At 67.4% G+C, this 20028-nt stretch carries 23 protein-coding genes; 12 read left to right on the plus strand and 11 right to left on the minus strand.

Annotation, left to right across the window (positions count from 1 at the left end):
* Positions 1-105 precede the first annotated feature (105 nt).
* Positions 106-837, plus strand: coding sequence for a DUF6517 family protein (locus tag ACSBP4_RS13150; RefSeq protein ID WP_049964698.1), 732 nt, complete (start codon positions 106-108; stop codon positions 835-837).
* A 115-nt stretch (positions 838-952) separates the two neighbouring features.
* Here the strand turns inward: ACSBP4_RS13150 and ACSBP4_RS13155 are convergent, their stop codons facing one another.
* Positions 953-2107: an acyl-CoA dehydrogenase family protein gene (locus ACSBP4_RS13155; protein WP_435552473.1), complete on the minus strand. Its 1155-nt coding sequence runs from the start codon at positions 2105-2107 to the stop codon at positions 953-955.
* 68 nt (positions 2108-2175) lie between these two features.
* A complete protein-coding gene (locus tag ACSBP4_RS13160) occupies positions 2176-3390 on the minus strand; it encodes a DUF7544 domain-containing protein (protein ID WP_435552474.1) in 1215 nt (404 codons plus the stop codon).
* Positions 3391-3516: 126 nt separating this feature from the next.
* Between ACSBP4_RS13160 and ACSBP4_RS13165 the strand changes: the two genes are divergently transcribed.
* The 5 genes from ACSBP4_RS13165 (at position 3517) to ACSBP4_RS13185 (ending at position 9015) form a co-directional block, all read left to right on the plus strand.
* On the plus strand, positions 3517-4326 hold the full coding sequence (locus ACSBP4_RS13165) for an RIO1 family regulatory kinase/ATPase domain-containing protein (RefSeq protein ID WP_049964701.1): 810 nt from the start codon (positions 3517-3519) through the stop codon (positions 4324-4326).
* A gap of 78 nt (positions 4327-4404) precedes the next feature.
* The gene (locus ACSBP4_RS13170; protein WP_435552475.1) at positions 4405-4926 is read left to right on the plus strand and encodes a hypothetical protein; all 522 of its coding nucleotides are present in this window, start codon (positions 4405-4407) and stop codon (positions 4924-4926) included.
* A gap of 410 nt (positions 4927-5336) precedes the next feature.
* Positions 5337-6869, plus strand: coding sequence for an aldehyde dehydrogenase family protein (locus ACSBP4_RS13175; protein ID WP_435552476.1), 1533 nt, complete (start codon positions 5337-5339; stop codon positions 6867-6869).
* A gap of 94 nt (positions 6870-6963) precedes the next feature.
* Positions 6964-8154, plus strand: a complete 1191-nt coding sequence (glmU, locus tag ACSBP4_RS13180; protein ID WP_435552477.1) for a bifunctional sugar-1-phosphate nucleotidylyltransferase/acetyltransferase — start codon at positions 6964-6966, stop codon at positions 8152-8154.
* Between the two features lie 138 nt (positions 8155-8292).
* The gene (locus ACSBP4_RS13185; RefSeq protein ID WP_435552516.1) at positions 8293-9015 is read left to right on the plus strand and encodes a hypothetical protein; all 723 of its coding nucleotides are present in this window, start codon (positions 8293-8295) and stop codon (positions 9013-9015) included.
* Between the two features lie 520 nt (positions 9016-9535).
* Here ACSBP4_RS13185 and ACSBP4_RS13190 read toward each other — a convergent pair.
* From ACSBP4_RS13190 to ACSBP4_RS13215, 6 genes are all read right to left on the minus strand, one after another.
* The gene (locus ACSBP4_RS13190) at positions 9536-10390 is read right to left on the minus strand and encodes a nitrilase-related carbon-nitrogen hydrolase (protein WP_435552478.1); all 855 of its coding nucleotides are present in this window, start codon (positions 10388-10390) and stop codon (positions 9536-9538) included.
* A gap of 27 nt (positions 10391-10417) precedes the next feature.
* Positions 10418-10852: an SRPBCC family protein gene (locus ACSBP4_RS13195; RefSeq protein ID WP_006182061.1), complete on the minus strand. Its 435-nt coding sequence runs from the start codon at positions 10850-10852 to the stop codon at positions 10418-10420.
* Positions 10853-10947: 95 nt separating this feature from the next.
* The gene (locus ACSBP4_RS13200) at positions 10948-11172 is read right to left on the minus strand and encodes a DUF7123 family protein (RefSeq protein ID WP_006182062.1); all 225 of its coding nucleotides are present in this window, start codon (positions 11170-11172) and stop codon (positions 10948-10950) included.
* 111 nt (positions 11173-11283) lie between these two features.
* A complete protein-coding gene (locus tag ACSBP4_RS13205; RefSeq protein WP_006182063.1) occupies positions 11284-11469 on the minus strand; it encodes a DUF7525 family protein in 186 nt (61 codons plus the stop codon).
* A gap of 132 nt (positions 11470-11601) precedes the next feature.
* Complete coding sequence (locus ACSBP4_RS13210; protein WP_006649272.1) at positions 11602-12633, minus strand: phosphate signaling complex PhoU family protein; 1032 nt, start codon at positions 12631-12633, stop codon at positions 11602-11604.
* Between the two features lie 130 nt (positions 12634-12763).
* Positions 12764-13906, minus strand: coding sequence for an ATP-NAD kinase family protein (locus tag ACSBP4_RS13215; protein WP_435552479.1), 1143 nt, complete (start codon positions 13904-13906; stop codon positions 12764-12766).
* Between the two features lie 190 nt (positions 13907-14096).
* Between ACSBP4_RS13215 and ACSBP4_RS13220 the strand changes: the two genes are divergently transcribed.
* Entirely contained in the window at positions 14097-14231 is a 135-nt protein-coding gene (locus tag ACSBP4_RS13220; RefSeq protein WP_006649274.1) for a hypothetical protein, read from the plus strand.
* A 2-nt stretch (positions 14232-14233) separates the two neighbouring features.
* On the opposite strand, the gene ACSBP4_RS13225 is transcribed toward ACSBP4_RS13220, so the two are convergent.
* Positions 14234-14917, minus strand: a complete 684-nt coding sequence (locus tag ACSBP4_RS13225) for a competence/damage-inducible protein A (protein WP_006182067.1) — start codon at positions 14915-14917, stop codon at positions 14234-14236.
* A gap of 145 nt (positions 14918-15062) precedes the next feature.
* On the opposite strand from ACSBP4_RS13225, the gene ACSBP4_RS13230 reads away from it, so the two are divergent.
* From ACSBP4_RS13230 to queC, 4 genes are all read left to right on the plus strand, one after another.
* Positions 15063-15419 carry a winged helix-turn-helix domain-containing protein gene (locus tag ACSBP4_RS13230; protein WP_015299140.1) on the plus strand — a complete coding sequence of 119 codons (357 nt, stop codon included), beginning with the start codon at positions 15063-15065 and terminating at the stop codon, positions 15417-15419.
* 126 nt (positions 15420-15545) lie between these two features.
* Positions 15546-16025, plus strand: coding sequence for a 6-pyruvoyl trahydropterin synthase family protein (locus ACSBP4_RS13235; RefSeq protein ID WP_435552480.1), 480 nt, complete (start codon positions 15546-15548; stop codon positions 16023-16025).
* Between the two features lies 1 nt (position 16026).
* The gene (locus ACSBP4_RS13240) at positions 16027-16815 is read left to right on the plus strand and encodes a 7-carboxy-7-deazaguanine synthase QueE (protein WP_435552481.1); all 789 of its coding nucleotides are present in this window, start codon (positions 16027-16029) and stop codon (positions 16813-16815) included.
* A 29-nt stretch (positions 16816-16844) separates the two neighbouring features.
* Positions 16845-17573: a 7-cyano-7-deazaguanine synthase QueC gene (gene queC, locus ACSBP4_RS13245; RefSeq protein WP_435552482.1), complete on the plus strand. Its 729-nt coding sequence runs from the start codon at positions 16845-16847 to the stop codon at positions 17571-17573.
* A 22-nt stretch (positions 17574-17595) separates the two neighbouring features.
* On the opposite strand, the gene ACSBP4_RS13250 is transcribed toward queC, so the two are convergent.
* Together ACSBP4_RS13250 and ACSBP4_RS13255 are read right to left on the minus strand one after the other, a co-directional pair.
* Positions 17596-17880 (minus strand): sulfurtransferase TusA family protein, encoded by a 285-nt coding sequence (locus ACSBP4_RS13250; protein ID WP_435552483.1) that lies wholly within the window; start codon positions 17878-17880, stop codon positions 17596-17598.
* The gene (locus ACSBP4_RS13255) at positions 17873-18880 is read right to left on the minus strand and encodes a hypothetical protein (RefSeq protein ID WP_435552484.1); all 1008 of its coding nucleotides are present in this window, start codon (positions 18878-18880) and stop codon (positions 17873-17875) included. Before ACSBP4_RS13255 ends, ACSBP4_RS13250 begins: the two co-directional genes overlap by 8 nt.
* Before the next feature lie 211 nt (positions 18881-19091).
* Between ACSBP4_RS13255 and ACSBP4_RS13260 the strand changes: the two genes are divergently transcribed.
* On the plus strand, positions 19092-20003 hold the full coding sequence (locus ACSBP4_RS13260) for a hypothetical protein (protein ID WP_435552485.1): 912 nt from the start codon (positions 19092-19094) through the stop codon (positions 20001-20003).
* Positions 20004-20028 lie beyond the last annotated feature (25 nt).

The raw sequence follows: 20028 nt of genomic DNA on the forward strand, positions 1-20028 counted from the left end.
GTCGCTTGCCGTAGCCGGAGCGATTCGGACGACACCCATTTTTCGAGTGACACACTGTTAGGATTTCAGTAAACACTTACCACCTGGACCGCCATTTGCAGGGAAATGAATCGACGAACCGTCATCGCGGGACTCGGTGCGGCGGGACTGGCCGGCCTGTCGGGCTGTCTGGGCTTACTCGGCATGGACGAACACGAATCGTCGCCCGCGGGCGTCACGAGCGAGGCCCGCGCGGAGACCGGCTACGAACAGACGGCCATCGAACCCCTCGGGATCGAGCGGGACGTCGGCCCCACGAACGAAACCGTCACGGTCACGAACTACATGACCAAACACGAAAAGCGGGTCGGGATTCAGGGGCTCGGCGAGCGCCGCGCGGCCGTCTTCAACGTGTTGACGACCCCGCAGGTCAGCATCCTCGGGCAGGAACTCAACCCCGTCGAGGAGATGTCGACCGAGGAACTCATCGACCTCGTCAGGAGCAACTACGACGGCATCGATAACGTCTCTCACGACGAGGACGCCACCGTCACGATCCTCGGGGAGTCGACGACCAAGTCGCGGTACAGCGCGGACGCGGAGTTCGACGGCCGAGACGTCGCGGTCGACGTCCACATCACCGAGGCCGTCGAGGCCGACGACGACCTGCTCGTGACGATCGGAGTCTATCCCGAGCCCCTCCAGGGGCGGGAAGCGCCGAACGTGGCGACGCTCACCGAGGCCGTGACCACCGACGTCGACGAGGGCGCCTCGAGCGGCGGCGCCGACTCCGATTCGGACGCCGAAAACGGCTCGACGAGCGACGACAACGACAGCGACGACGGCATCCTCGGCTGACCGACCGGCTTTTACCTCGGTCCGGACGGCGACCCGCGGCTCGAGGCGACGGTCACTGTGGGCCCGACCGGCTTTTACCTCGGTCCGGACGGCGACCCGCGGCTCGAGGCGACGGTCACTGTGGGCCCGACAGGCCGAGTTCGCGGCCGATCACCAGGTGCTGAATCTCGCTGGTCCCCTCTCCGATCTCCATCAGTTTCGCGTCGCGGTAGAACCGCTGGGGGGCGAAGTCGGTCGTGTAACCGTAGCCCCCGAGGACCTGGACGGCGTCCTCGGCGACCTCGCGGGCGGCCTCGCTGGCCTCGAGTTTCGCGAGGGCCGACTCCCTGGTGACGGGGTCGTCCCGGTCGTACGTCCGGGCGGCCTGTCGGGTCAGGAGCCGCGACCGCTCCGTCTTGCGGTGCATGTCGACGATCGTGTCCCGGACCGCGTCGAACTCGCAGATCGGCTGGCCGAACTGCTCGCGCTCCTGACTGTAGGTCTTCGCGTGTTCGTAGGCCCCCTGCGCGAGCCCGGTCGAGAGCGCGGCGATCGAGATGCGGCCGCCGTCCAAGGTCTGCTTGGTCTGGTCCCACCCGTCGCCTTCCGCGCCGAGCAGGCGATCCGCGGGGAGGCGAACGTCGTCGAACGCGATCTCGCAGGTCGGCGAGGCGTTGAGACCCAGCTTCTCCCAAACGGTCGTCACCTCGAAGCCGTCGTCCGCGTCGGGGGCGACGATGAACGTCGAGATGCCGTCGTAGCCCGCGTCGGGATCGGTGACGGCCTTGACGAGGATCGATCCGGCCTCGGAGGCGTTCGTGATGAACTGCTTGGTCCCGTTCAGTACCCACTCGTCGCCCTCTTTCCGGGCCCGGGTGTTCATGTCCGAGGCATCCGAGCCGCTCTCGGGTTCGGTCAGCGCCCAGCCGCCGATGGTCTCGCCCTCGGCCAGCGGCCGCAGCCAACGCTCCTTCTGGGCCTCGGTCCCGAACCGTTCGATGGGTTTCGAGGCCAGCGACGTGTGCGCGACGTAGGAGAGGCCGACGGCCCCGGAGACCCGGCCCAGTTCCTCCGCGACCAGCGTATACATCAGGGTATCGCCGCCGAGTCCACCGTAGTCCTCGTCGATCGGCACCCCCATCATATCGAGGGCGGCCAACTGGTCGAAGACCTCGGCCGGGAACCGATGGTCGTCCTCGATCTCCTGAGCGATCGGCTCGATCTCGGCCTCGCAGAAGTCCCTGACGGTCTCCCGAATCATCCGGTGTTCGTCGGGCAGATCGGCGGCCATACGCAATACTTGCCGAGGGCGGGAATAAACGCACCGCCGCCCGCAGGGGGCGGCCGAGAGAGTCACTCCTACCAGCCGCTTCGATCGTCCCGATCGTCGTCATCATCGTCCGACCCGCTCGAGTCGCCCCAGCCGCCGCCGTCATCGTCGGAGTCGCCTCCGCCGACCCCGCTGTCCGACTCGTCGCGGTCCCCCCAGCCGCTCGAGTCGTCGGAATCCGGTTCGTTCCAGCGGCTGTCGAACGATTCCGAGTCGTCGCCCCACATGTCGTCGGTCCCGAGGTCGTCGCGGTCGTCCCGGCGATCGTCCTCGGCTCGAGAGTCGGGCGTCTCCCAGGAGCCGCCGGTGCCCGGGCCGCCGCGAACCGCGTCCCGGCGGTCGGGGATCAGATCGAGGTCCGCGTCGGTATCACCGAGCAAGAGCAGGGCGTAGTAGCGCAGGTAGACGACGACCGGCACCTGGACCAACAGGACGAGTACCACGAGCAGCGGAATCGCGACCAGCAGGACGAGCAGGTTCAGAAACGGGATGAACAGGAGAACGAACAGGACGATCACGATCGGAATCGCCAGGATGAACAGCGCGATACCGATCGCAAAGGCGAAGACCAGCTGCAGGAGCCAGACCAGCAGGAGGTAGACGATATACTCCGCCCAGTTGCCCGACAGCGTCGGCCAGAACCGCTTCCAGGCGGCGACGACACCGAGATCCTCCTGCAGCATCGTCGGGGCGATAAAGACCGTCGTGAGCCGACTGATGACCGCATAGGCCAGCACCACGGGGATCGCAACGAGGATCACGATACCGATCATCGCCAGCGAAACGGCGTCCGACCCCGAGAGGAAAACTGCGGCCACCGGGAGCCCGATCACTGCGAGCGCGATCAGCCCGAGGACGACCCGAAACCCGAACAGTTGAACGCCGTGTCCGACGTTGCGCTTCGTGTACCGACGGACGTGTACCTCGCCGGAGCGCAGCGACTCGAGGAACGTGAACTCGAATATCGATCCGACCAGCAGGAACGCGAGTCCGACGAGGAGGACGGCGACGGTGACGACGACGAGTATCGGGAGTAACTCGCCGACGTCGACGGTGCCCGGATCGACCGACGTCCCCTCGTCGCTAACTCCCCCACCGCCGCCTGAAAAGACGGGGTTGCCGAACCCGACGCCGCCGATGAAAAAGAGCAGCAAGGCGAGTTTGAGCCACATCCAGGGACGGATCGGCGTCAGAAACTCGCGGGTGACATCGATCGCGTCGCTGAGGTCGTCGAGCGCATACATTGGCTACGAGTAGAACGTCTCGACTCATAGTGTTAGCGTTCCAACCCCTGGTCCCCCGCCGTCAGCGACACCTTCCACCGATAACACTTCGGGACGCATTTAACGCCGCCGCTCCTGACTGGCGGTATGGACATCCGCCGGCTCGCACGAGGGACCGTCGAGTGGAGCCGCATCGAGCGTGTCGTCCGCACGCTGGCGGATCGCTACGACCGCGAGGAGGTCCGCGTCGAGTTCCTCGAGGCGGACAACTGGCTCTCGACGCCCTGCGTCATCGACGACGAGTGGTTCGTCAAGATCGTCTCCCGGCAGAACGCCCTGGTGCATGCGGTGTTGACGACCGGCCGGAACGTCGGCGCGTTCTCCTCGGGTACCGAGGGCTTTTTCGATCGGTTCGACACCCCTCGAGAGATGGTCGAACACGAGTACGAGGCCACCCTCCGGATGCGCGAGATCGGTATCAACGCCCCCCGGCCGATCGATGCCTTCGAGGTCAACGGACTAGGCGTCCTCGTCCTCGAGTACCTCCCGGAGTTCCGGTCGCTCGACGACGTGGCCGACGACGCCGTCGCCGAACGCGCGCCGGAGCTGTTCGCCATGCTCGCGATGCTGCACGACCACGGGCTTGCCCACGGCGACCTGCGGGCCGAGAACATCCTGCTGTGTGACGACGAGTTCTACTTCATCGACGCGACCAGCGTCCACGACGACCGCGTCGACGAGACGACCGCCTACGATCTGGCCTGTGCGCTCGCGGTCCTCGAACCCCGGATCGGGCCTCGAGCGGCCGTCGACGCCGCTGCGACGGCCTACGGACCCGACACCTTGCTCGCCGCACGGGAGTTCCTCGATTTCGTGCGGCTCCGGCCCGACCACGAGTTCGACTCAACGACGCTGCGCAGCGAACTCGAGAAGGCGGCCGAGTTGGGCGGGGTGTGAGGGCGAGGACCGGTCACGCCCCGACCACAGGCGGCTGCAGGCACCACGGGTTTTTCGGGAATCGCGCTAGGGCCGTCCATGGGGCAAACGTTTACCGACGACGACGTCGGCAAGCGGGTCGAAACGGCTGGCGGCGATGTCCTCGGAACCGTCACGCTGACCGAACCCGAGACGGCCTACGTCGACGTGAACGACGACGCCCGGGAGACGCTCCGGGCGATCCTCGAGTGGGAGTCCGAGGAGGACATCGTCCCGCTAGACGCGAGCGCGGTGACCGAAATTACCGGGACCGTGATCCGACTCGAGGCCGGCCAGTCGTTGGCGGCCGAGCCGTCGACGGGCGGGATGGATCCGGTCATCGAGCGCGACGAACGCACCGCCGAGCGGGGCGACAGCGACGAACAGCGGACCATGGGGCCGCCGTCCGGAACGCCCGACGAGCCGGCCGCGAGCGAGGAGGGTCGGACCGGTGAGGGCCTCGAGCCCTCGGCCGAGGGGATGACGGAGGCCGGTGCGGAGCGCCACCCGGACATGGCGGACGCGCCGCCGGAGGGGGAACGGACCGTCACCGAGGAGCGCGGCGAGAAAGAGGACCGATAGACGACGCCGTCTTCGAGTGCCGTACTCGAGTCGGCGGCCCGGAACGAGGCGTTCTGCTATCGTGGCACCACGGGATGACCACGCCCTCCCCAACCGATTCACTCGCGCCTCGCGGCGCTCGTTCATCCCTCGCACGATGTTGCCAACTGGCCTCGCTGTACTCACGGTTCCCTCCGGTCACCGTTCGTTTTCGAAACGCTCGCTCGGCCAGTAGCCAGCGCGCGCCACCGCATGCCGGATGATCAGGGAGGACATCCGCGGTTCGCCTGTCTCGAGCAGTCGACTGTCCGTCGACCGAGACCGTCTCGAGTCGACCAATTACCTCCCTTTCGGATACGAAATCCCCACGACCGACTCGTGACATGTGAACGACCAGCAGGATTTTGACCGCGCCGGTCGTAGGCAGTGGTATGAGCCAGCAAGCCACTGAACAGGTATACGGCCACTACATCGGCGGCGAGTGGACGGAGGGCTCGGGCGATACCTTCGCGAGCGAGAACCCCGCGACCGGCGAGACGCTGGCGACGTTCCGGCGAGGCACGGCGGCCGAGGTCGATCGGGCGCTCGCAGCGGCCGACGAGGCCTTCGAGGAGTGGCGCGCGCTGTCCTACATCGACCGGGCGGAGTACCTCTGGGACATCTACCACGAGCTGCGCGAACGCCATCAGGAACTCGGGGAGATCGTCACCAAGGAGTGTGGCAAGGAGATTTCCGAAGGAAAGGCGGACGTCACCGAGGCCTGGCACATGGTCGAGTGGGCGGCGGGCAACGCCCGCCACCCCCACGGCGACGTCGTGCCGTCGGAGGTCGCGGGCAAGGACTCCTACATGCGCCGCAAACCGCGGGGCATCGTCGGCTGTATCACCCCGTGGAACTTCCCGGTCGCGATCCCGTTCTGGCACATGGCCATCGCACTGGTCGAGGGCAACACCGTCGTCTGGAAACCAGCCGAGCAGACCCCGTGGTGTGGCCAGATCATCGCCGAGATGTTCGAGGACGCGGGGATCCCCGACGGCGTCTTCAACATGGTCCAGGGCTTTGGCGACGCCGGCGCGGCGATCACCGACGACGAGCGCGTCGACACCGTCCTCTTTACCGGCTCGGCCGAAGTCGGCCACGAGATCGCCGACACGGTCGGCGGCGAACCCGGCAAGCTCGCGGCCTGCGAGATGGGCGGCAAGAACGGCATCGTCGTCACGGAGAACGCGGATATGGACACCGCGGTCCACTCCGCGGTCATGTCCAGCTTCAAGACGACCGGCCAGCGCTGTGTCTCGAGCGAGCGCCTGATCGTCCACGAGGACGTCTACGACGAGTTCAAAGAGCGGTTCGTCGACATCGCCCAGGACATCGCGGTCGGTGACCCGCTCGAGGAGTCGACGTTCATGGGGCCGGCGATCGAGGCCGACCACGTCGAGAAGATCCGCCGGCACAACGAGTTGGCCCGCGAAGAGGGCGCGAACGTCCTGGTCGATCGATTCGAACTCGAGGACAGTGAGATCCCCGACGACCACGAAGACGGCCACTGGGTCGGCCCGTTCGTCTACGAAATCGACTACGAGTCCGATCTGCGCTGTCTCAACGAGGAGTGTTTCGGCCCCCACGTCGCCCTCCTCGAGTACTCGGGGACGATCGAGGATGCAGTCGAGATCCACAACGATACGCCCTACGGGCTGGCGGGGGCGATCATCTCGGAGGACTACCGCCAGCTCAACTACTTCCGCGACCACGCCGATATCGGACTCGCGTACGCGAACCTGCCGTGTATCGGCGCGGAGGTCCAGTTGCCCTTCGGCGGCGTCAAGAAATCCGGCAACGGCTACCCGAGCGCCCGCGAGGCGATCGAAGCCGTCACCGAACGCACCGCCTGGACGATGAACAACGCCGACGAGATCGAGATGGCACAGGGGTTGTCGGCCGATATCACGACCTCCGAGGACTGAGCCCGTTTCGCCCCACCCTATCAACGACCGGCTTGCGTTTCAGATCCTACTCGGAAACGAATCGCTTATCCGGGGATTCGTGGAAGGGCCGGACATGAAAGCAGTCGTTCTCGCGGCGGGCCAAGGAACCCGAATGCGACCGCTGTCGGAATCGGTGCCAAAGCCGATGCTACCGGTCGCTGACCGTCCGCTCGCGGCGCACACAGTCGACGCGGCGATCGAGGCCGGAGCCGACGAGATCGTCCTCGTGATCGGCTACGAGGCCGAGACGGTCCGTGACTACTTCGGCCCCGAGTACCGCGGGGTCCCCGTCTCCTACGCCGTTCAGGAGCGACAGGCCGGGACCGCCGACGCCGTCAACGCCGCTCGTGACCACCTCGAGGGCCCCTTCGCCGTTCTCAACGGCGACAACCTCTACGATCCGGCGGCGATCGACCGGCTGTTCGACGCTTGTCCTGCGATCTGTGCGATCGAAGTCGCGGAGCCGTCCAACTACGGCGTCCTGAGTACCGAAGGCGGCCCCGATGGCCCCGTTACCGGAATCATCGAGAAGCCCGACGAACCGCCGACGAACCTCGCCAACGCCGGGGCCTACGCCTTCCCAGCCGAAGCCCGGGAGTGGCTCGAGGTCCCCGCCAGTGAGCGGGGCGAACACGAGATCACCGACGTCGTCGCGCGGGTGATCGAGGAGTTCGACATGACACCGGTCACGCTCGAACGGTGGCTCGACGTCGGCCGCCCGTGGGAACTGCTCGAAGCCAACGAGTGGAAACTCGCCACCCTCGAGCGCCGAATCGACGGCGACGTGAGCGACGACGCCACCCTCGACGGATCGGTCGTCGTCGAGGACGGCGCAACCGTCGAACCCGGCGTCGTGATCGAGGGGCCGGCACTGATCCGCGAGGGTGCCGAAGTGGGGCCCAACGCCTACGTCCGCGGCGCGACGCTGATCGGCCGGGACGCCGAGATCGGCCACGCGGTCGAAGTGAAAAACAGCGTCGTTTCCCCGGGCACCTCGGTCAGCCACCTCTCCTACGTCGGCGACAGCGTCCTCGGGCGAAACGTCAACGTCGGCGCGGGGACGAACGTCGCCAATCTCCGACACGACGACGCCGACATCCGGTTCACCGTCAAGGGCGAGCGCGTCTCGACTGGCCGTCGGAAGTTCGGCGTCGTCGCCGGCGATGGCGTCAAGACCGGCATCAACACGAGTCTGACTCCCGGACTGAAACTCGAGGGCGGCGCGACCACGCGGCCCGGGGAAGCCGTCGAGCGGGATCGGTAGTCCGACGGCCCGCTCGAGTCGCGCGTCGACGCGCCGGTCGCCCTTTCGGACAGCGTTGCGTCGGCAACATCGTTTATGGGGGATTAGTGACTTCTCCCGCACATGTCGACGGCGACGGTTCGCGGCACGATCAGGGGGATGGGACAGCGAGCGAATCCGGCCTTCGCGGTCGCGGTGATACTGATTCCGCTGGCCGCCTTGGGCTATGCGGTGACGGTCGCGACGGTCCAGCAACACACCTACGTTCACGTGATGGCGGGGGTTCTCTGGACGGGAATCGACATCTTCATGGGTACGGTCCTCGGCCCGGTCATCGGTGGCTTGGACGACGAGGAGAGTTCGGCGGTGTTCCAGCGGCTCACGCCGAAGACGGCGTTTCTGCTCCCGTCGCTGGCCTTTGTCACCATCGCGGGCGGGATCACGCTGGCCCAGCGGATCGGACTCTTTCCCCACGCCGACGCGTGGCTGGCGCTGTTTACCGCGGTGAACGTGATCCCGATCCTGCTCCTGCTGGGCTGGCGACTGGACGCCTGGGACGACCGCCGCTGGCAGATTCCATTCGCCGTCGCGACGGTCGGCTCGCTGGCTTGGGTCGCGCTGACGATCGACGGCTTTGCGATGACCGAACCGACCGTCGCGGTGGCGCTTGTCCTCGTCACGGTCCTCTCGGTACAGGGCTTTGGCTTCCTGTTACCCGGCGAGATCCGGATGTACCGCGAGATGCGCTCAGCCGATCCCGATCCGTCGATCATCGCCGGGATCGGCAAGCAAAACGCGATGCTCGGCGGCGTCCAGGGAGTCTTTCAGTTGCTTCTCATCCTCGATATGGTGTACCTGCGCTACGGCGGCTTCCCGTTCTGACTCGACCGGGTCGCAGCCGCTCGTTCCGAACCGACCGTTCGCCCGCGGTGGCGCGCGCTGTTTATCCGTCCGAACGACAGTGAGGGCGGATCGACGACGCTGCGCGAGGGATGAGTGAGTGACCGGAGGGAACGAACGAATCGGCTGGGGAGGGCGTGGCTACTCACTGCAGCCACGGTAGCAGGACGCTCCGTTCCGCTCGGGCGATTCAACTCCGATAATTCACGGCCCTCTCGCGAGTACGATATTTGACCTCGAGACGTTGCTTCAAGCGATCGGGCTGAAAGCGAGAGGCGAAAGGGTGGACGAGGAGGCGGGCGCGGTGTAACGCTCGGGCCCCGGGACCCGAGCGCGCGACGGGCCGGAGCGACGCGCAATGCCGGGTAGACGTGAAAAGCGTCTGTGCCGGCAGCCAAACAAATGGCGTGGGAAAGTAAAAAGTCAGCGGTCGGCGAACCCGTGTCCGGCCCGCGGTCACGGCCGTCCGTCCGGTCCCGTTACAGCCGCTGGTCCAGCCCCGTCACAGCCGTCGGTCCCGCAACGCGGGGAACTCCTCGCGGACCTCGGCGACCGTCGCCGGATCGATCTCGGCCGTGACCAGCGCCGGGTCGTCCCCGCTCGAGGAAAGCGCGACGCCCCAGGGATCGTAGACGCTCGAGCGGCCCAGCAGGGTCGCGTCGTCGAACTCGCCGGCCCCGTTGATCGTCGCCACGTAGGCCTGGTTCTCGATGGCGCGGGCCCGCGAGAGCGTCTGCCAGTGTTCGATGCGGGGGTAGGGCCACGCGCTGGGGACCAACACCAGCTCGACGCCGTCGTCGACCAGCCGCCGGTAGAGTTCCGGGAACCGCAGGTCGTAACAGGTCGTCACGCCGACGGTCAGGCCGCCGATCGTCGCCGTCTCGAGGCGCTGGCCGGGAACCAGCAGCTCCGACTCCGCGGACTCGTAGCCGAAGAGGTGGTGTTTCCGGTAGACCAGTTGCAGGTCGCCGTCGGCATCGAACAGGGCGGCGGTGTTCGCCAGCCCGTCGTCGGCCGGCGTCGGGACGCTATCGGTCGCGGCGAGATCCTCGACGATCGTCCCCGCGAGGACGGCGACGTCGTGGTCGGCCGCGGCCGCGCGGAGCCGACCGAACGTCTCGCCCGCGAATGGCTCCGCCTTACGCGCGTAGAGATCGAACGCGAAGTAGCCCACGTTGAACAGCTCCGGCAGGGCCACGAGGTCCGCGCCGCGGTCGGCGGCGCGAGCGATCGCCGCCAGCGCACGGTCGACGTTGGCCTCGACCTCGCCGGCCTCGACGCGAATCTGTGCGAGCGCGATCGACAGCGAGTCGCCGGACTCACCGCCGTCGTGGTCGGCGTCCGTCTCGATGCTCATACCTCGAGCGTGGCGGCCCCACCACCGTTACTGTGTCGTCTGCAGGTCCCGCTCGAGCGCGCGCTGGAGGTTCCGCAGTTCGGAATCGAGGTTGCGCTTGAAGAACTTCTCGACGCCGGGGAGCTTGCCGTCGACGTCGAAGTGGTTCTCGAGGCGTGTCCCGTCGTCGGTCTCGACGATCTCGTGTTCCCCGGTGACGTCCATCACTTTCGACTTGCCGACGAATTTGACGTACTCGGGCGGTCGCCGGGTGACGTCTTCGGTGTTGACCGTCACCGTCTTGCGAACCAGCGGGATGGGCAGCGCCACCTGCCAGGTCACGCGTCGGCCGTCCGCGTCGTCGACGGCGTACTCCTCGACGACGCTGATCGCCCGGGCGCGGTTCGACGGGTCGGCGATGAACTCCCAGACCCGCTCGGGCGACGCGGGCACGTCGAACGACCGGTCGACACGTACAGTCATGCCCGTACCTCTGCGATTGTTGGATAAAAAGGCCGTGGACCCATCGGCGGCGTCGACTCGAGTCGGGCCCGGCCGTCGCGGTCCGGCGTGGTCGGTCAACTGGTGGTGACTCGCCAGGTCGTCGACCGGGCACGACCCCACTTCTCGATGTCGACCTCGTCGGCTTTCTCCGCGAGATGCGGGAGCCGAGCGCCGACCTGTTTCGACGAGAGTCCGATCGCGTCCGCGATGTTCTTCGCCCGGAAGTACTGTTCGCCGCGGGCCGCGCTCTCGCGGAGATACGAGAGGATCCGTTGCTCTTCGTCGGAGTAGTCCGTCATCGTCCGTACGTCCCGCTAGGGGAGCAGCGCTCTTAACTGTTAACGGCAACGGCCCGCGATACCCAGCGAGCGGTCGAAACCGGAGGCATGTGGCCGGGGCTGCCGACGGCCTCAGTAGGAGAAGAGGTGGATCCCGACGACCGCCAGCGAGCTAAAGAGAACGGCCGCGGCGAAGCCCCAGGCCGCCGTTATCTCCGGTGCGCCGACGAGCATCAGCAACGCGCCGATCACCGCGAGCGCACCCAGTGCGAGCGCCAGTCCAACGCCTTTGTCCGTCGTTTCGGATTCCGTAGCCATGCTCGGGGGTTGCGTGTGGGGTCCCTTAACTTCACCCATTCCTGACGGATCGAGCGTCGAACGGACGCCGGCCGCTCGGCCACCGATTCGCGGGAGAACCGACCGAACGTCTTCGCCACGTTCGCGCGGCTGTCACTTGATCGTCGTGTGTTCGGACTCCTCGTTGAGCGCGAGGTTGGCCGCGATTTCCCCGTTTCGGGCGGCGTACTGGGCGGTCTGCTCGAGGCTGACCAGCACCTCCCGCACCCGAAGCAGATCCTCGTTGTCCATCTCCGGCAGCCCCGTGAGGATCTCGTCCTCGCGGGCGGAGATCTCGTGGAAGAGCCCGCGGACCTCGTTGGACTTGTCGTAGTCGCGCTCGACGGCCGCCTCGACCGACTTGGTCGTGATCTCGTCGACCAACTCGTTCAGTTCCCGGATCTCGCGCATCACGGCGCTCTCGACGTTCAACGTGTGGCCCTCCGTCTCGATGACGATGTCGGCGATGTCCTCGCCGTTGTCGGCGGTCAGCTCGAGGTTCTTCGCGATCGAGCGGTAGCCGATCAGGGGGAAGCCGGTGTTCAGGCCGACCGCCCGCGCGAGGTTGGGGTTCTGGTAGGCCGTAAAGATCAGCCGCAGCAGGAGGACGAAGATCTTGTTGGCCTGGCGCTCCCGGTTGAGCGCGCGCTGGGCCAGATCAGTGTTGCCGTGGGCAAGCGCCTTGATCCCCTCGCCGCGCATCGTCTGTCCCGTTCGCTCTAAGCGCTCGAGGAGGTTGTCGAGCGTGAAGTCCTCGGGGTCGACTGAACAGCGGATCGAGATACTCTCGGGGGTTTCCTCGATGACGCCCAGCCCCATCAGCTGGGTCTCGGCCTGGTAGACCGCGTTGATGTGATCCGACTCGAGCGCGCCGTCCTCGCGCTCGATGCGAATGATGCGGCGGCCGAGGACGTACTGTGCGACGATCGCACGCTCGACGGCGTCGGCGTCGAGATCGTCGGTGTGGATGATCGCCTCCGTCTCCTCCGAACTCGCGGACTCGGGCATCACGGTCAGCGTGCCCTTACCGCTGGTTCGCAGTGAGACCTCGTCGCCCTTCTCGACGCCGTGTTCGGACGCCCACTCGGCCGGGAGCGTCATCGCCAGCGTCGACGGACCGAGTCGTTGAACTTTCCGCGTTTCCATACGGGCCCCTAGGCGGGACTTGACCTTAATCTTGACTATATGGTCATTATATAGCGCCGCATGGTTATATGGTTGATTTCCGTGGCCGTTTCGAACAACCCCTTATACGCTTCGAGCGTGACGGGGCCGGCTACACGACGTTGATCAGTCGCGTCGTGAACCGGCCGGTCCGGACCTGTACCCACCCACGGAGTCGCTCGTCGATCTCCTCGTCGTCAGTGTCGACGCGCAGCGAGTCGAGATCGTCGAGTTTCTCGTCGGACGCGACGATCTCGACCTCCTCGGCCCGTCGGATCACGGCCGGCGAGATCTGGTGGTTACCGCGGCCGAAAACAAAGCCCTGGCCGCCGATCGGCGAGACAACGATCGTGGCCGGCGTCGCCAGCGTCTCGAGGATCTCCGATTCGCCGGCGTCGCGGGCCAGCAACGCGCCTCCTGACTCCCCGTCTTCGGTCCCAGCACGCCAGACGTCGACGCCCAGCGGCGAGGGATCGATCCCCAACTCCGTCTCGATCGCGCCGACGGTACTGCCGGGACCGAAGACGTAGGTCCGCCCGGGCTCGACCTCGCGGGCGAACCCCGCCGCCAGCGAGTCGACGCTCCCGCTCGAGACCTGTTTGCCCGACTGGACCGCCGGCGCGACGGGGACCGGGACGATCGCTTTGAGTTCCGTCCGGACCGCCCCCTCGCGGTAGGCGTCTTCGTCGATGTCGTTGACCTCGCGGCGCTCGACGCGGTCGAACTCGGCGGCGATTCGGCCGGCGTCGGCCGGCGTCACGCCGAAGACCGACGAGTAGATCTTGACGCCGGCCGGCACGCCCAGCATCGGCGTCTCCCCGTCGGCTTCCGCGAGCGTCTCGGCGACGTCAACGGCGGTGCCGTCGCCGCCGACGAAAAAGACGAGATCGACGTCGGCCGCGAGTAACGCTCGGACGGCCGCGCGCGCGTCGTCGGCCGACGTCTCGGCCGTCTCGGGGTCGGCGACCCGAGCCGGTCGGTCGGTCGCGTCGGGGGCGTCGGCCGGGTCGTAGACGACCTCGGGTTCGTAGCCGGCGTCCCGGACCGCGCGTTCGCCCATGACGCCCGCGGCCGTGGAGACCGCGAGGTCGGGGGCGCGGCGATGGAGCGACCGCAACGCCTCGCGGGCCCGGTCCGGGGCACGCGGCTCGGCACCGCGGCGGCGTGCCTCCTCGAGTTTCCCGTCGGTCCCCTTCAGCCCGACCCGACCGCCCATCCCCGCGATCGGGTTGACGACGACGCCGATGGACTCCATACCGGTCTCTGGGGAAGCCAGTCGGAAAGCCGTGTCGTGTCCTGCGGGCGGTGTTTGGCGGGTAGGCGATCGAATCCTTCACTGGCGGCAGCGCGCGATCGAGGTCGAGCGGGACCCCCCGGGGTCGGGCGGCGTAGCTGACCCGCTCGCTTTCTGAACAATTAAGGGGGACGGGTACCGATCGCCGACTATGTCAACACTGATCGAGGCCGCTGTTCTCGCGTCGGAAACGGAACCGGAACTGCCGATGCAACTCGTCGGCTGGGGCGCGCTCGCGCTCGGCCTCCTGGTGACGATCGCCTGGGCGGTCTCGCTCTACCGGTAAGATCACGGCGAGTCGACTCGCTCACGGAGCCAATCGGCAGCGTCGGCGACCGTCGCCTCGTCGGTGCCGGTCAGTTCGATCCTGACCGACTCGCCGGGATAGCTGCCAACCGACACGTCGAACCGCTCGCGGACGTCGGCGATCCGATCGAGCAGGGCGCTCTCGGCCTCGCCGGCGACGACCGTCTCGCGGTATGTCGGGGTCCCCGCGAACTCGTCGGCGATCGACTCGAACATCGCCTTCATCTCCGCCGGGACGCCCGGAAGGACGTAGACCCCCTCGAGGGCCGCGCCGGGGGCGACGCCCGCGTCGTTGTGCAGGGCCCGCGCGCCGGCGGGTAAATCGGCCGTGCCGGCCGCGAGGTCGTCCCGCGTGTACCCGTCCTCCTCGAGCCAGGCCAGTGCAGCGTCGTGTTCTTCGACCTCGCGGCCGAGGGCCGCCGCGACCCCGTCCATGGTGAGATCGTCGTGGGTCGGGCCCAGCCCCCCGGTGACGATGACGGCGTCGTATTCGGCGCGGTACTCGTTGACCACGCGGGCGATGTCGGCCACGCGATCGGGAACCGTGGTCACCCGGCCGACGGTGACGCCGCGGTCGTCGAGTTCCGAACAGAGCCACGTGGCGTTCGTGTCCGTCGTTCGTCCGGCGAGCAGTTCGTCCCCGACCGTTACGACCGCGACGTTCATACCCCGTCGTTCGGGCCGGACCCCCAAATGCGTCTCGCCCTCGGCGGATCGTCGCCGGCTCGTGGGCCTCGCCGCGACCTGTCTGATAAAGTAGTACTCACGGTAACCACAAGATTCAATCCAGATAATTAGTAAGGAGGGTACTATGTCTCGGAGTCGGACGGAACGAACGGAGGCGGACTCGGCCACAGTGCTATCCGCGCTAGGGAACAAATACAGCGCGGAGATCCTCTGTGCGGCGGGAACGCCGAAATCAGCGCAGGCGCTCAGCGAGGACATCGAGATCCCGATCGCGACCTGTTACCGCCGGATCGAGGAACTCGTCGACGCCGGACTGTTGACCTGCGAAGGTCGACAGCTCTCCGACGAAGGGCGACGGACCAACATCTACCGACGGACGCTCGACGAGATCGAGATCGACTTCTCGAACGACACCCCCGAGTTCTCCCGCAAGCGCCGGACCGAGGCGAAAAACAGGCTCCAGGACAAACTCGAGGATTAACGCCTCGAGCCGGCAGTTCCCGCCGGGAGGCGGGACAGTCCGCGTTCCGTTCTCGAAGCGACGACTCCGATCCCAGCGTAGCGGCCGTTCGGTCATCCTTAAGTATTCCCAAGAGAATCCCATGATATGACCGATACCGCCGATCCCCGCGAACGCGGCTCCGACGCGACGACCGACGACGCGATCGTCGGCACACGTCGCACCCTCCACGTCGGCCGCAACCGACCGATCAGGATCAGTACCGGCCACCGGATACGACACCACGACGGCAAGTGTGCCCGCCCGCACGGCCACAACTACGAGATCGCCGTCACCGTCACGGGCCGGCTCACCGACGAGGGATGGATCGCCGACAAGGGCGATATTACCGACGTGATATCCGAGTGGGACCACCGGTTCCTGCTCGAGGCCGGCGACCCGCTGATCGAGGCCTTCGAAGCGGCCGGCGACGGGGACGGCGTCGTCGTCCTCGAGAACCCGCCGACCGCGGAGGTGATGAGCGTCGTCTTGGAGCGAAAGCTCGCGGCGGCACTGCCCGAGACGGTCACCGACGTCGCCGTGCGGGTCAGCGAGACGAGCGAACTCTGCGGGGGCAGCGGGTTCTGAGATGCCGGTTTCCGACTCCATCGACCTCGAGTCCGGTACGGAAGGCGGCGACGAGGAGACGCCGGACGGACTGCCGATCAACGAACTGTTTCACTCCCTGCAGGGGGAGGGTACCCTCGCCGGCGTTCCGTCGACGTTCGTCCGCACGAGCGGCTGTAACCTCCGGTGTTGGTTCTGTGACTCCTATCACACCTCCTGGGAGCCCACCCACGCGTGGCTCGGCCGTGAGGAGATACTCGCCGAGATCGAGGCCCGCGATGCCGACCACGTCGTCCTGACCGGCGGCGAACCGCTGCTCCACGACGAGAGCGTCGGCCTGCTCGAGGCCCTCGACGAGCGGGGGTATCACACCACCGTCGAGACCAACGGGACGATCTACCGGGACGCGCCGATCGATCTCGCCTCGATCAGCCCGAAACTCGCGAGCAGCACGCCGACGCCGGAACGCGCACCGGAGGACGCCCCCGCCGGCGAGTGGGAGGAACGTCACGAGCGCGATCGAATCGACATGGACGCGCTCGTCCGACTGGTCGAGGCCTACGATGTCCAGTTGAAGTTCGTCGTAACCGACGCCGACGACATGCCGGAGATCCTCGAGTTGCTCGGCGACCTCCGCGACGCCACCGCGGTCCCGATCCCCGACGACGACATCCTCCTGATGCCCGAGGGCGCGACCCGCGAGCGCCTCGCGGAGACCCGAACCCGGGTCGCCGACCTCGCGATGGAGTACGGCTTTCGGTACACGCCCCGACTCCACGTCGCCCTCTGGAACGACGCCCCCGAGACGTAACGCCGACCGATCGACCGTTCGAGACACGCATGACCGACGACACCCACACCACGACCGACGAACCGTCAGAAAAACGCGCCGTCGTCCTCCTCTCTGGGGGGATGGACAGCGCCACCGCCGCCGCCGTCGCCCGCGATCGGGGCTACGAGATCTACGCCCTGCATACCTCCTACGGCCAGCGCACTGAAGATCGGGAACTCGAGTGTGCCCGCCGACTGGCCGAGGAGTTCGCCGCGGCCGACTTCCTGCGCCTCGAGACCGACCATCTCGCGGCGATCGGGGCCTCGAGCCTGACCGACGAAGAGATGGCCGTCGAAGACGCGGACATGGAGAGTGACGAGATACCCACCTCTTACGTCCCGTTCCGGAACGCCAACCTGCTCGCGATGGCCGTCTCCTACGCCGAGGCCAACGACTGCGGCGCGGTCTTCATCGGGGCCCACAGCGAGGACTTCTCCGGGTATCCGGACTGCCGGCCCGCCTTCTTCGAGGCCTTCGAGGACGTGGTCGACGTCGGGACCAAGCCCGAGACCGATATCTCGATCGAAGCCCCCTTTGTCGAACACTCAAAGACCGACATCGCCGAACGGGGCGTCGAACTCGAGGTCCCCTACGAACACACCTGGAGCTGTTACCGGGAGAACGAACCCGCCTGTGGCACCTGCGACGCCTGCGCGTTCCGGCTGCAGGCGTTCCAGAATATCGGCGTCCGCGACCCGATCGAGTACGCCGAGCGGCCGTCCTACACGGAGGAGTAGGCCACCAAGAACGGCGCGTCGCTCATTCCTCGCGAACGCGCAGATACGTCGTGTAGACCGTCGTCAGCAGGCCGGTGCGCTCGCTCTCGATGCCGAGCAGTTCGTGGGGGGTCTGTGCCGCCAGCTGCGGATACTCCTCTTTCGCCCGCTTGTCCGTACTCCGGATCTCGAGGACGGCCCCGTCGGGCAGATCCTCGAGGGCTCGCTGGACGGCGGCGATGCCGTTGGCACAGCCCCGGCCGCGGTTGTCGACGGTCCGATCGGGGTCGACGTCGGGCAGCTCCGTCGGGACGGCCACGTCAGTCATCGCTCGTCACCTCCGTCGGCTCGGGGCCGGCGGCGTCGGTCGTCGGTCCGTCCCGCTGGCCGCCCATCTCCTCGAGGTCACAGACCCCGTCGATGGGCGAACAGGCCCGCCACATCGGGCAGAGTTTGAAGATGACGACGAGGACGCCGATCGATCCCAGTTTCGCCGCGACTGCGAGTCCGAGGGTCGTTCCCAGATAGGTCCCGATCGTCGTGCCGAGGGCGTCGACGGCCTGATACAGTCCCGTCGCGATCAGGGTCGGGATAATGAAGCGGACGGCCCACCGGAACCGCTCGAGCTGCTGGCCGGCGGCCCGGATCACGGGCGTCGTCGGGTACTCCTGACCGGTCGGGACGGCGACGAAGATGTTCCAGACGGCCCCGCCGACCCACACCGCGAACGCCAGCAGGTGGAGGACTCGGACGCCGACCGCGAGGCCGTCGCCGGCCCGGAGTCCGACCTCGAGCGCGGCCGTCAGGACGACGGCGCCCAACGCCAGCGCGAGCGCCGCGAGCCCGAGCGGACCCCGGAACTGGGCGTCGACCGACGCGGAGCGCAGCGACTGAGTCCCGGCGGTCGCGACGAGTCCGAGGACCGCCGTTCCGAGAACGAGGACGGGAAGCGGCCGCGAGACGGCCGCGGCGTACCGGTCGATCGCGACGACGGCTCCGGGGACGAGGACCACCAGCGATCCGATCGCGATCCGGTCGAACCGGTCGTACATCCGCGCGCAGTAGGCGTCGGCCCCGGTCTCGAGATCGCCCGGGCGGACGAAGCCGTGTTTCCAGAGTAGTCCGCCGGCAAGCACGCCGAGGGCGACGAAGTAGCCCCACTTGGCGACCGCCACCGCGAGGTCCCCGCCACCGGCGAGTCGGCCGGTCACCACCGTGCCGAGGAAAGACGCGGCCAGAATGATCGTCAGCGCGATTTTCGGGAGCGTGTACTTGTCGAAGAGGTCGTCCGCCGTCGTCTCGACGGATTGCCTCGTGGAGCCGGCCATACTGTGGGGTCACCCGCCTCGTCGTTGGGTCGGTCGCCACTAAGGGCTGGTCGCGGACATATTCGATCGCGCGGTTTCAGCGGGTCGAACCGGTTCGGCGTCGCGACGGCCAAGCGACGTTGTCCCCCACCGGCCGAACGGTCCGGAACCAGGGACGAATCGGTTCGGGCCCGGACCTTAGCGTCTCGACGCCCTAGCGCCGCCCAACGCCATGCCCGGCACCGACGCTCGAGAGTCGACGACGCCGATTTCGTGGACGAGGGGGAGCCAGGATCGGCCCGCACCCCTCGTTGAACGGGTTCCGTACGTCGAACTCCGTCTCGAGCATCCGTCGCTCGAGGCCGACCGCTTCGGCGACGCGTTCTTTCCGGACGCGATCCCCTACGAGTTCCGGGGCGAACGGCGCGTGTTCTACTGGCGCTCGGTGCTTCCCCCCGACGGGCCGGCACCCGCCGACTGGACCGGCGTCTGCGCGACGACACACGGCCTCCGTACGCTCACCGCCGACGGGACGCGGTCGCCGCCGCTGTGGCCACAGGACGGGACGACCGGCGACGGGGCTGCCTCCGGTACCGATGCTGTCCACGAGATCATCGTCGACGGGACCGTCGCGGGCGACTCGACGGTCGCCGCCGTCCGCGAGTACTCACCGCCCGCAATCGCCGTTCGATCCGCCGACGCCGACGCGGTGTCCCTCGAGACGCCGGCCGGTCCGCTCTCCGTGCCGGCCGGCGAGCGGACGACGGTCGAGCTGTCGTCCCAGTCCGTCCGCTCGGCGACGGGCGACGAGACACGGACCGTGACGCCGCAGCTCCGCGTCCGCTACCCCGGTCCGCGGACGCTGTATCACCCTGCTCGCGGCTCCGACGCTGCCCTCTTTCCCGCGTTCGGGCTCGACCTCGAGGCCCTGCCGAACCCCGTCCCCGTGCCGACCGCGGCCGGCGAACTGGACGATCGCGGACTGGCGGCCGCGCTCGGTATCGATCTCTCCGAACGGCCGTATCCCGAGCGCGTCCTCTGGCAGGCCGTCGCGTACGGCGCGTTCGATCCCCATCGGGAGACGGAACCGCGGCTCTCCCAGCCGGGAGAGGACCTGCTCCGGCTCGAGAATCCGACGACGTGATACCGCCGATCACCGTCGTGACCGC

This window comes from Natrinema sp. CGMCC1.2065 (genome assembly GCF_051225675.1).
Lineage (GTDB): Archaea > Halobacteriota > Halobacteria > Halobacteriales > Natrialbaceae > Natrinema > Natrinema thermotolerans.

Excerpts from the sequence above, each read along its gene's own strand:
- ACSBP4_RS13150 (WP_049964698.1), top strand. The coding sequence starts at position 106 with ATGAATCGACGAACCGTCATCGCGGGACTCGGTGCGGCGGGACTGGCC.
- ACSBP4_RS13155 (WP_435552473.1), bottom strand. The coding sequence starts at position 2,107 with ATGGCCGCCGATCTGCCCGACGAACACCGGATGATTCGGGAGACCGTC.
- ACSBP4_RS13160 (WP_435552474.1), bottom strand. The coding sequence starts at position 3,390 with ATGTATGCGCTCGACGACCTCAGCGACGCGATCGATGTCACCCGCGAG.
- ACSBP4_RS13165 (WP_049964701.1), top strand. The coding sequence starts at position 3,517 with ATGGACATCCGCCGGCTCGCACGAGGGACCGTCGAGTGGAGCCGCATC.
- ACSBP4_RS13170 (WP_435552475.1), top strand. The coding sequence starts at position 4,405 with ATGGGGCAAACGTTTACCGACGACGACGTCGGCAAGCGGGTCGAAACG.
- ACSBP4_RS13175 (WP_435552476.1), top strand. The coding sequence starts at position 5,337 with ATGAGCCAGCAAGCCACTGAACAGGTATACGGCCACTACATCGGCGGC.
- glmU (WP_435552477.1), top strand. The coding sequence starts at position 6,964 with ATGAAAGCAGTCGTTCTCGCGGCGGGCCAAGGAACCCGAATGCGACCG.
- ACSBP4_RS13185 (WP_435552516.1), top strand. The coding sequence starts at position 8,293 with ATGGGACAGCGAGCGAATCCGGCCTTCGCGGTCGCGGTGATACTGATT.
- ACSBP4_RS13190 (WP_435552478.1), bottom strand. The coding sequence starts at position 10,390 with ATGAGCATCGAGACGGACGCCGACCACGACGGCGGTGAGTCCGGCGAC.
- ACSBP4_RS13195 (WP_006182061.1), bottom strand. The coding sequence starts at position 10,852 with ATGACTGTACGTGTCGACCGGTCGTTCGACGTGCCCGCGTCGCCCGAG.
- ACSBP4_RS13200 (WP_006182062.1), bottom strand. The coding sequence starts at position 11,172 with ATGACGGACTACTCCGACGAAGAGCAACGGATCCTCTCGTATCTCCGC.
- ACSBP4_RS13205 (WP_006182063.1), bottom strand. The coding sequence starts at position 11,469 with ATGGCTACGGAATCCGAAACGACGGACAAAGGCGTTGGACTGGCGCTC.
- ACSBP4_RS13210 (WP_006649272.1), bottom strand. The coding sequence starts at position 12,633 with ATGGAAACGCGGAAAGTTCAACGACTCGGTCCGTCGACGCTGGCGATG.
- ACSBP4_RS13215 (WP_435552479.1), bottom strand. The coding sequence starts at position 13,906 with ATGGAGTCCATCGGCGTCGTCGTCAACCCGATCGCGGGGATGGGCGGT.
- ACSBP4_RS13220 (WP_006649274.1), top strand. The coding sequence starts at position 14,097 with ATGTCAACACTGATCGAGGCCGCTGTTCTCGCGTCGGAAACGGAACCG.
- ACSBP4_RS13225 (WP_006182067.1), bottom strand. The coding sequence starts at position 14,917 with ATGAACGTCGCGGTCGTAACGGTCGGGGACGAACTGCTCGCCGGACGA.
- ACSBP4_RS13230 (WP_015299140.1), top strand. The coding sequence starts at position 15,063 with ATGTCTCGGAGTCGGACGGAACGAACGGAGGCGGACTCGGCCACAGTG.
- ACSBP4_RS13235 (WP_435552480.1), top strand. The coding sequence starts at position 15,546 with ATGACCGATACCGCCGATCCCCGCGAACGCGGCTCCGACGCGACGACC.
- ACSBP4_RS13240 (WP_435552481.1), top strand. The coding sequence starts at position 16,027 with ATGCCGGTTTCCGACTCCATCGACCTCGAGTCCGGTACGGAAGGCGGC.
- queC (WP_435552482.1), top strand. The coding sequence starts at position 16,845 with ATGACCGACGACACCCACACCACGACCGACGAACCGTCAGAAAAACGC.
- ACSBP4_RS13250 (WP_435552483.1), bottom strand. The coding sequence starts at position 17,880 with ATGACTGACGTGGCCGTCCCGACGGAGCTGCCCGACGTCGACCCCGAT.
- ACSBP4_RS13255 (WP_435552484.1), bottom strand. The coding sequence starts at position 18,880 with ATGGCCGGCTCCACGAGGCAATCCGTCGAGACGACGGCGGACGACCTC.
- ACSBP4_RS13260 (WP_435552485.1), top strand. The coding sequence starts at position 19,092 with ATGCCCGGCACCGACGCTCGAGAGTCGACGACGCCGATTTCGTGGACG.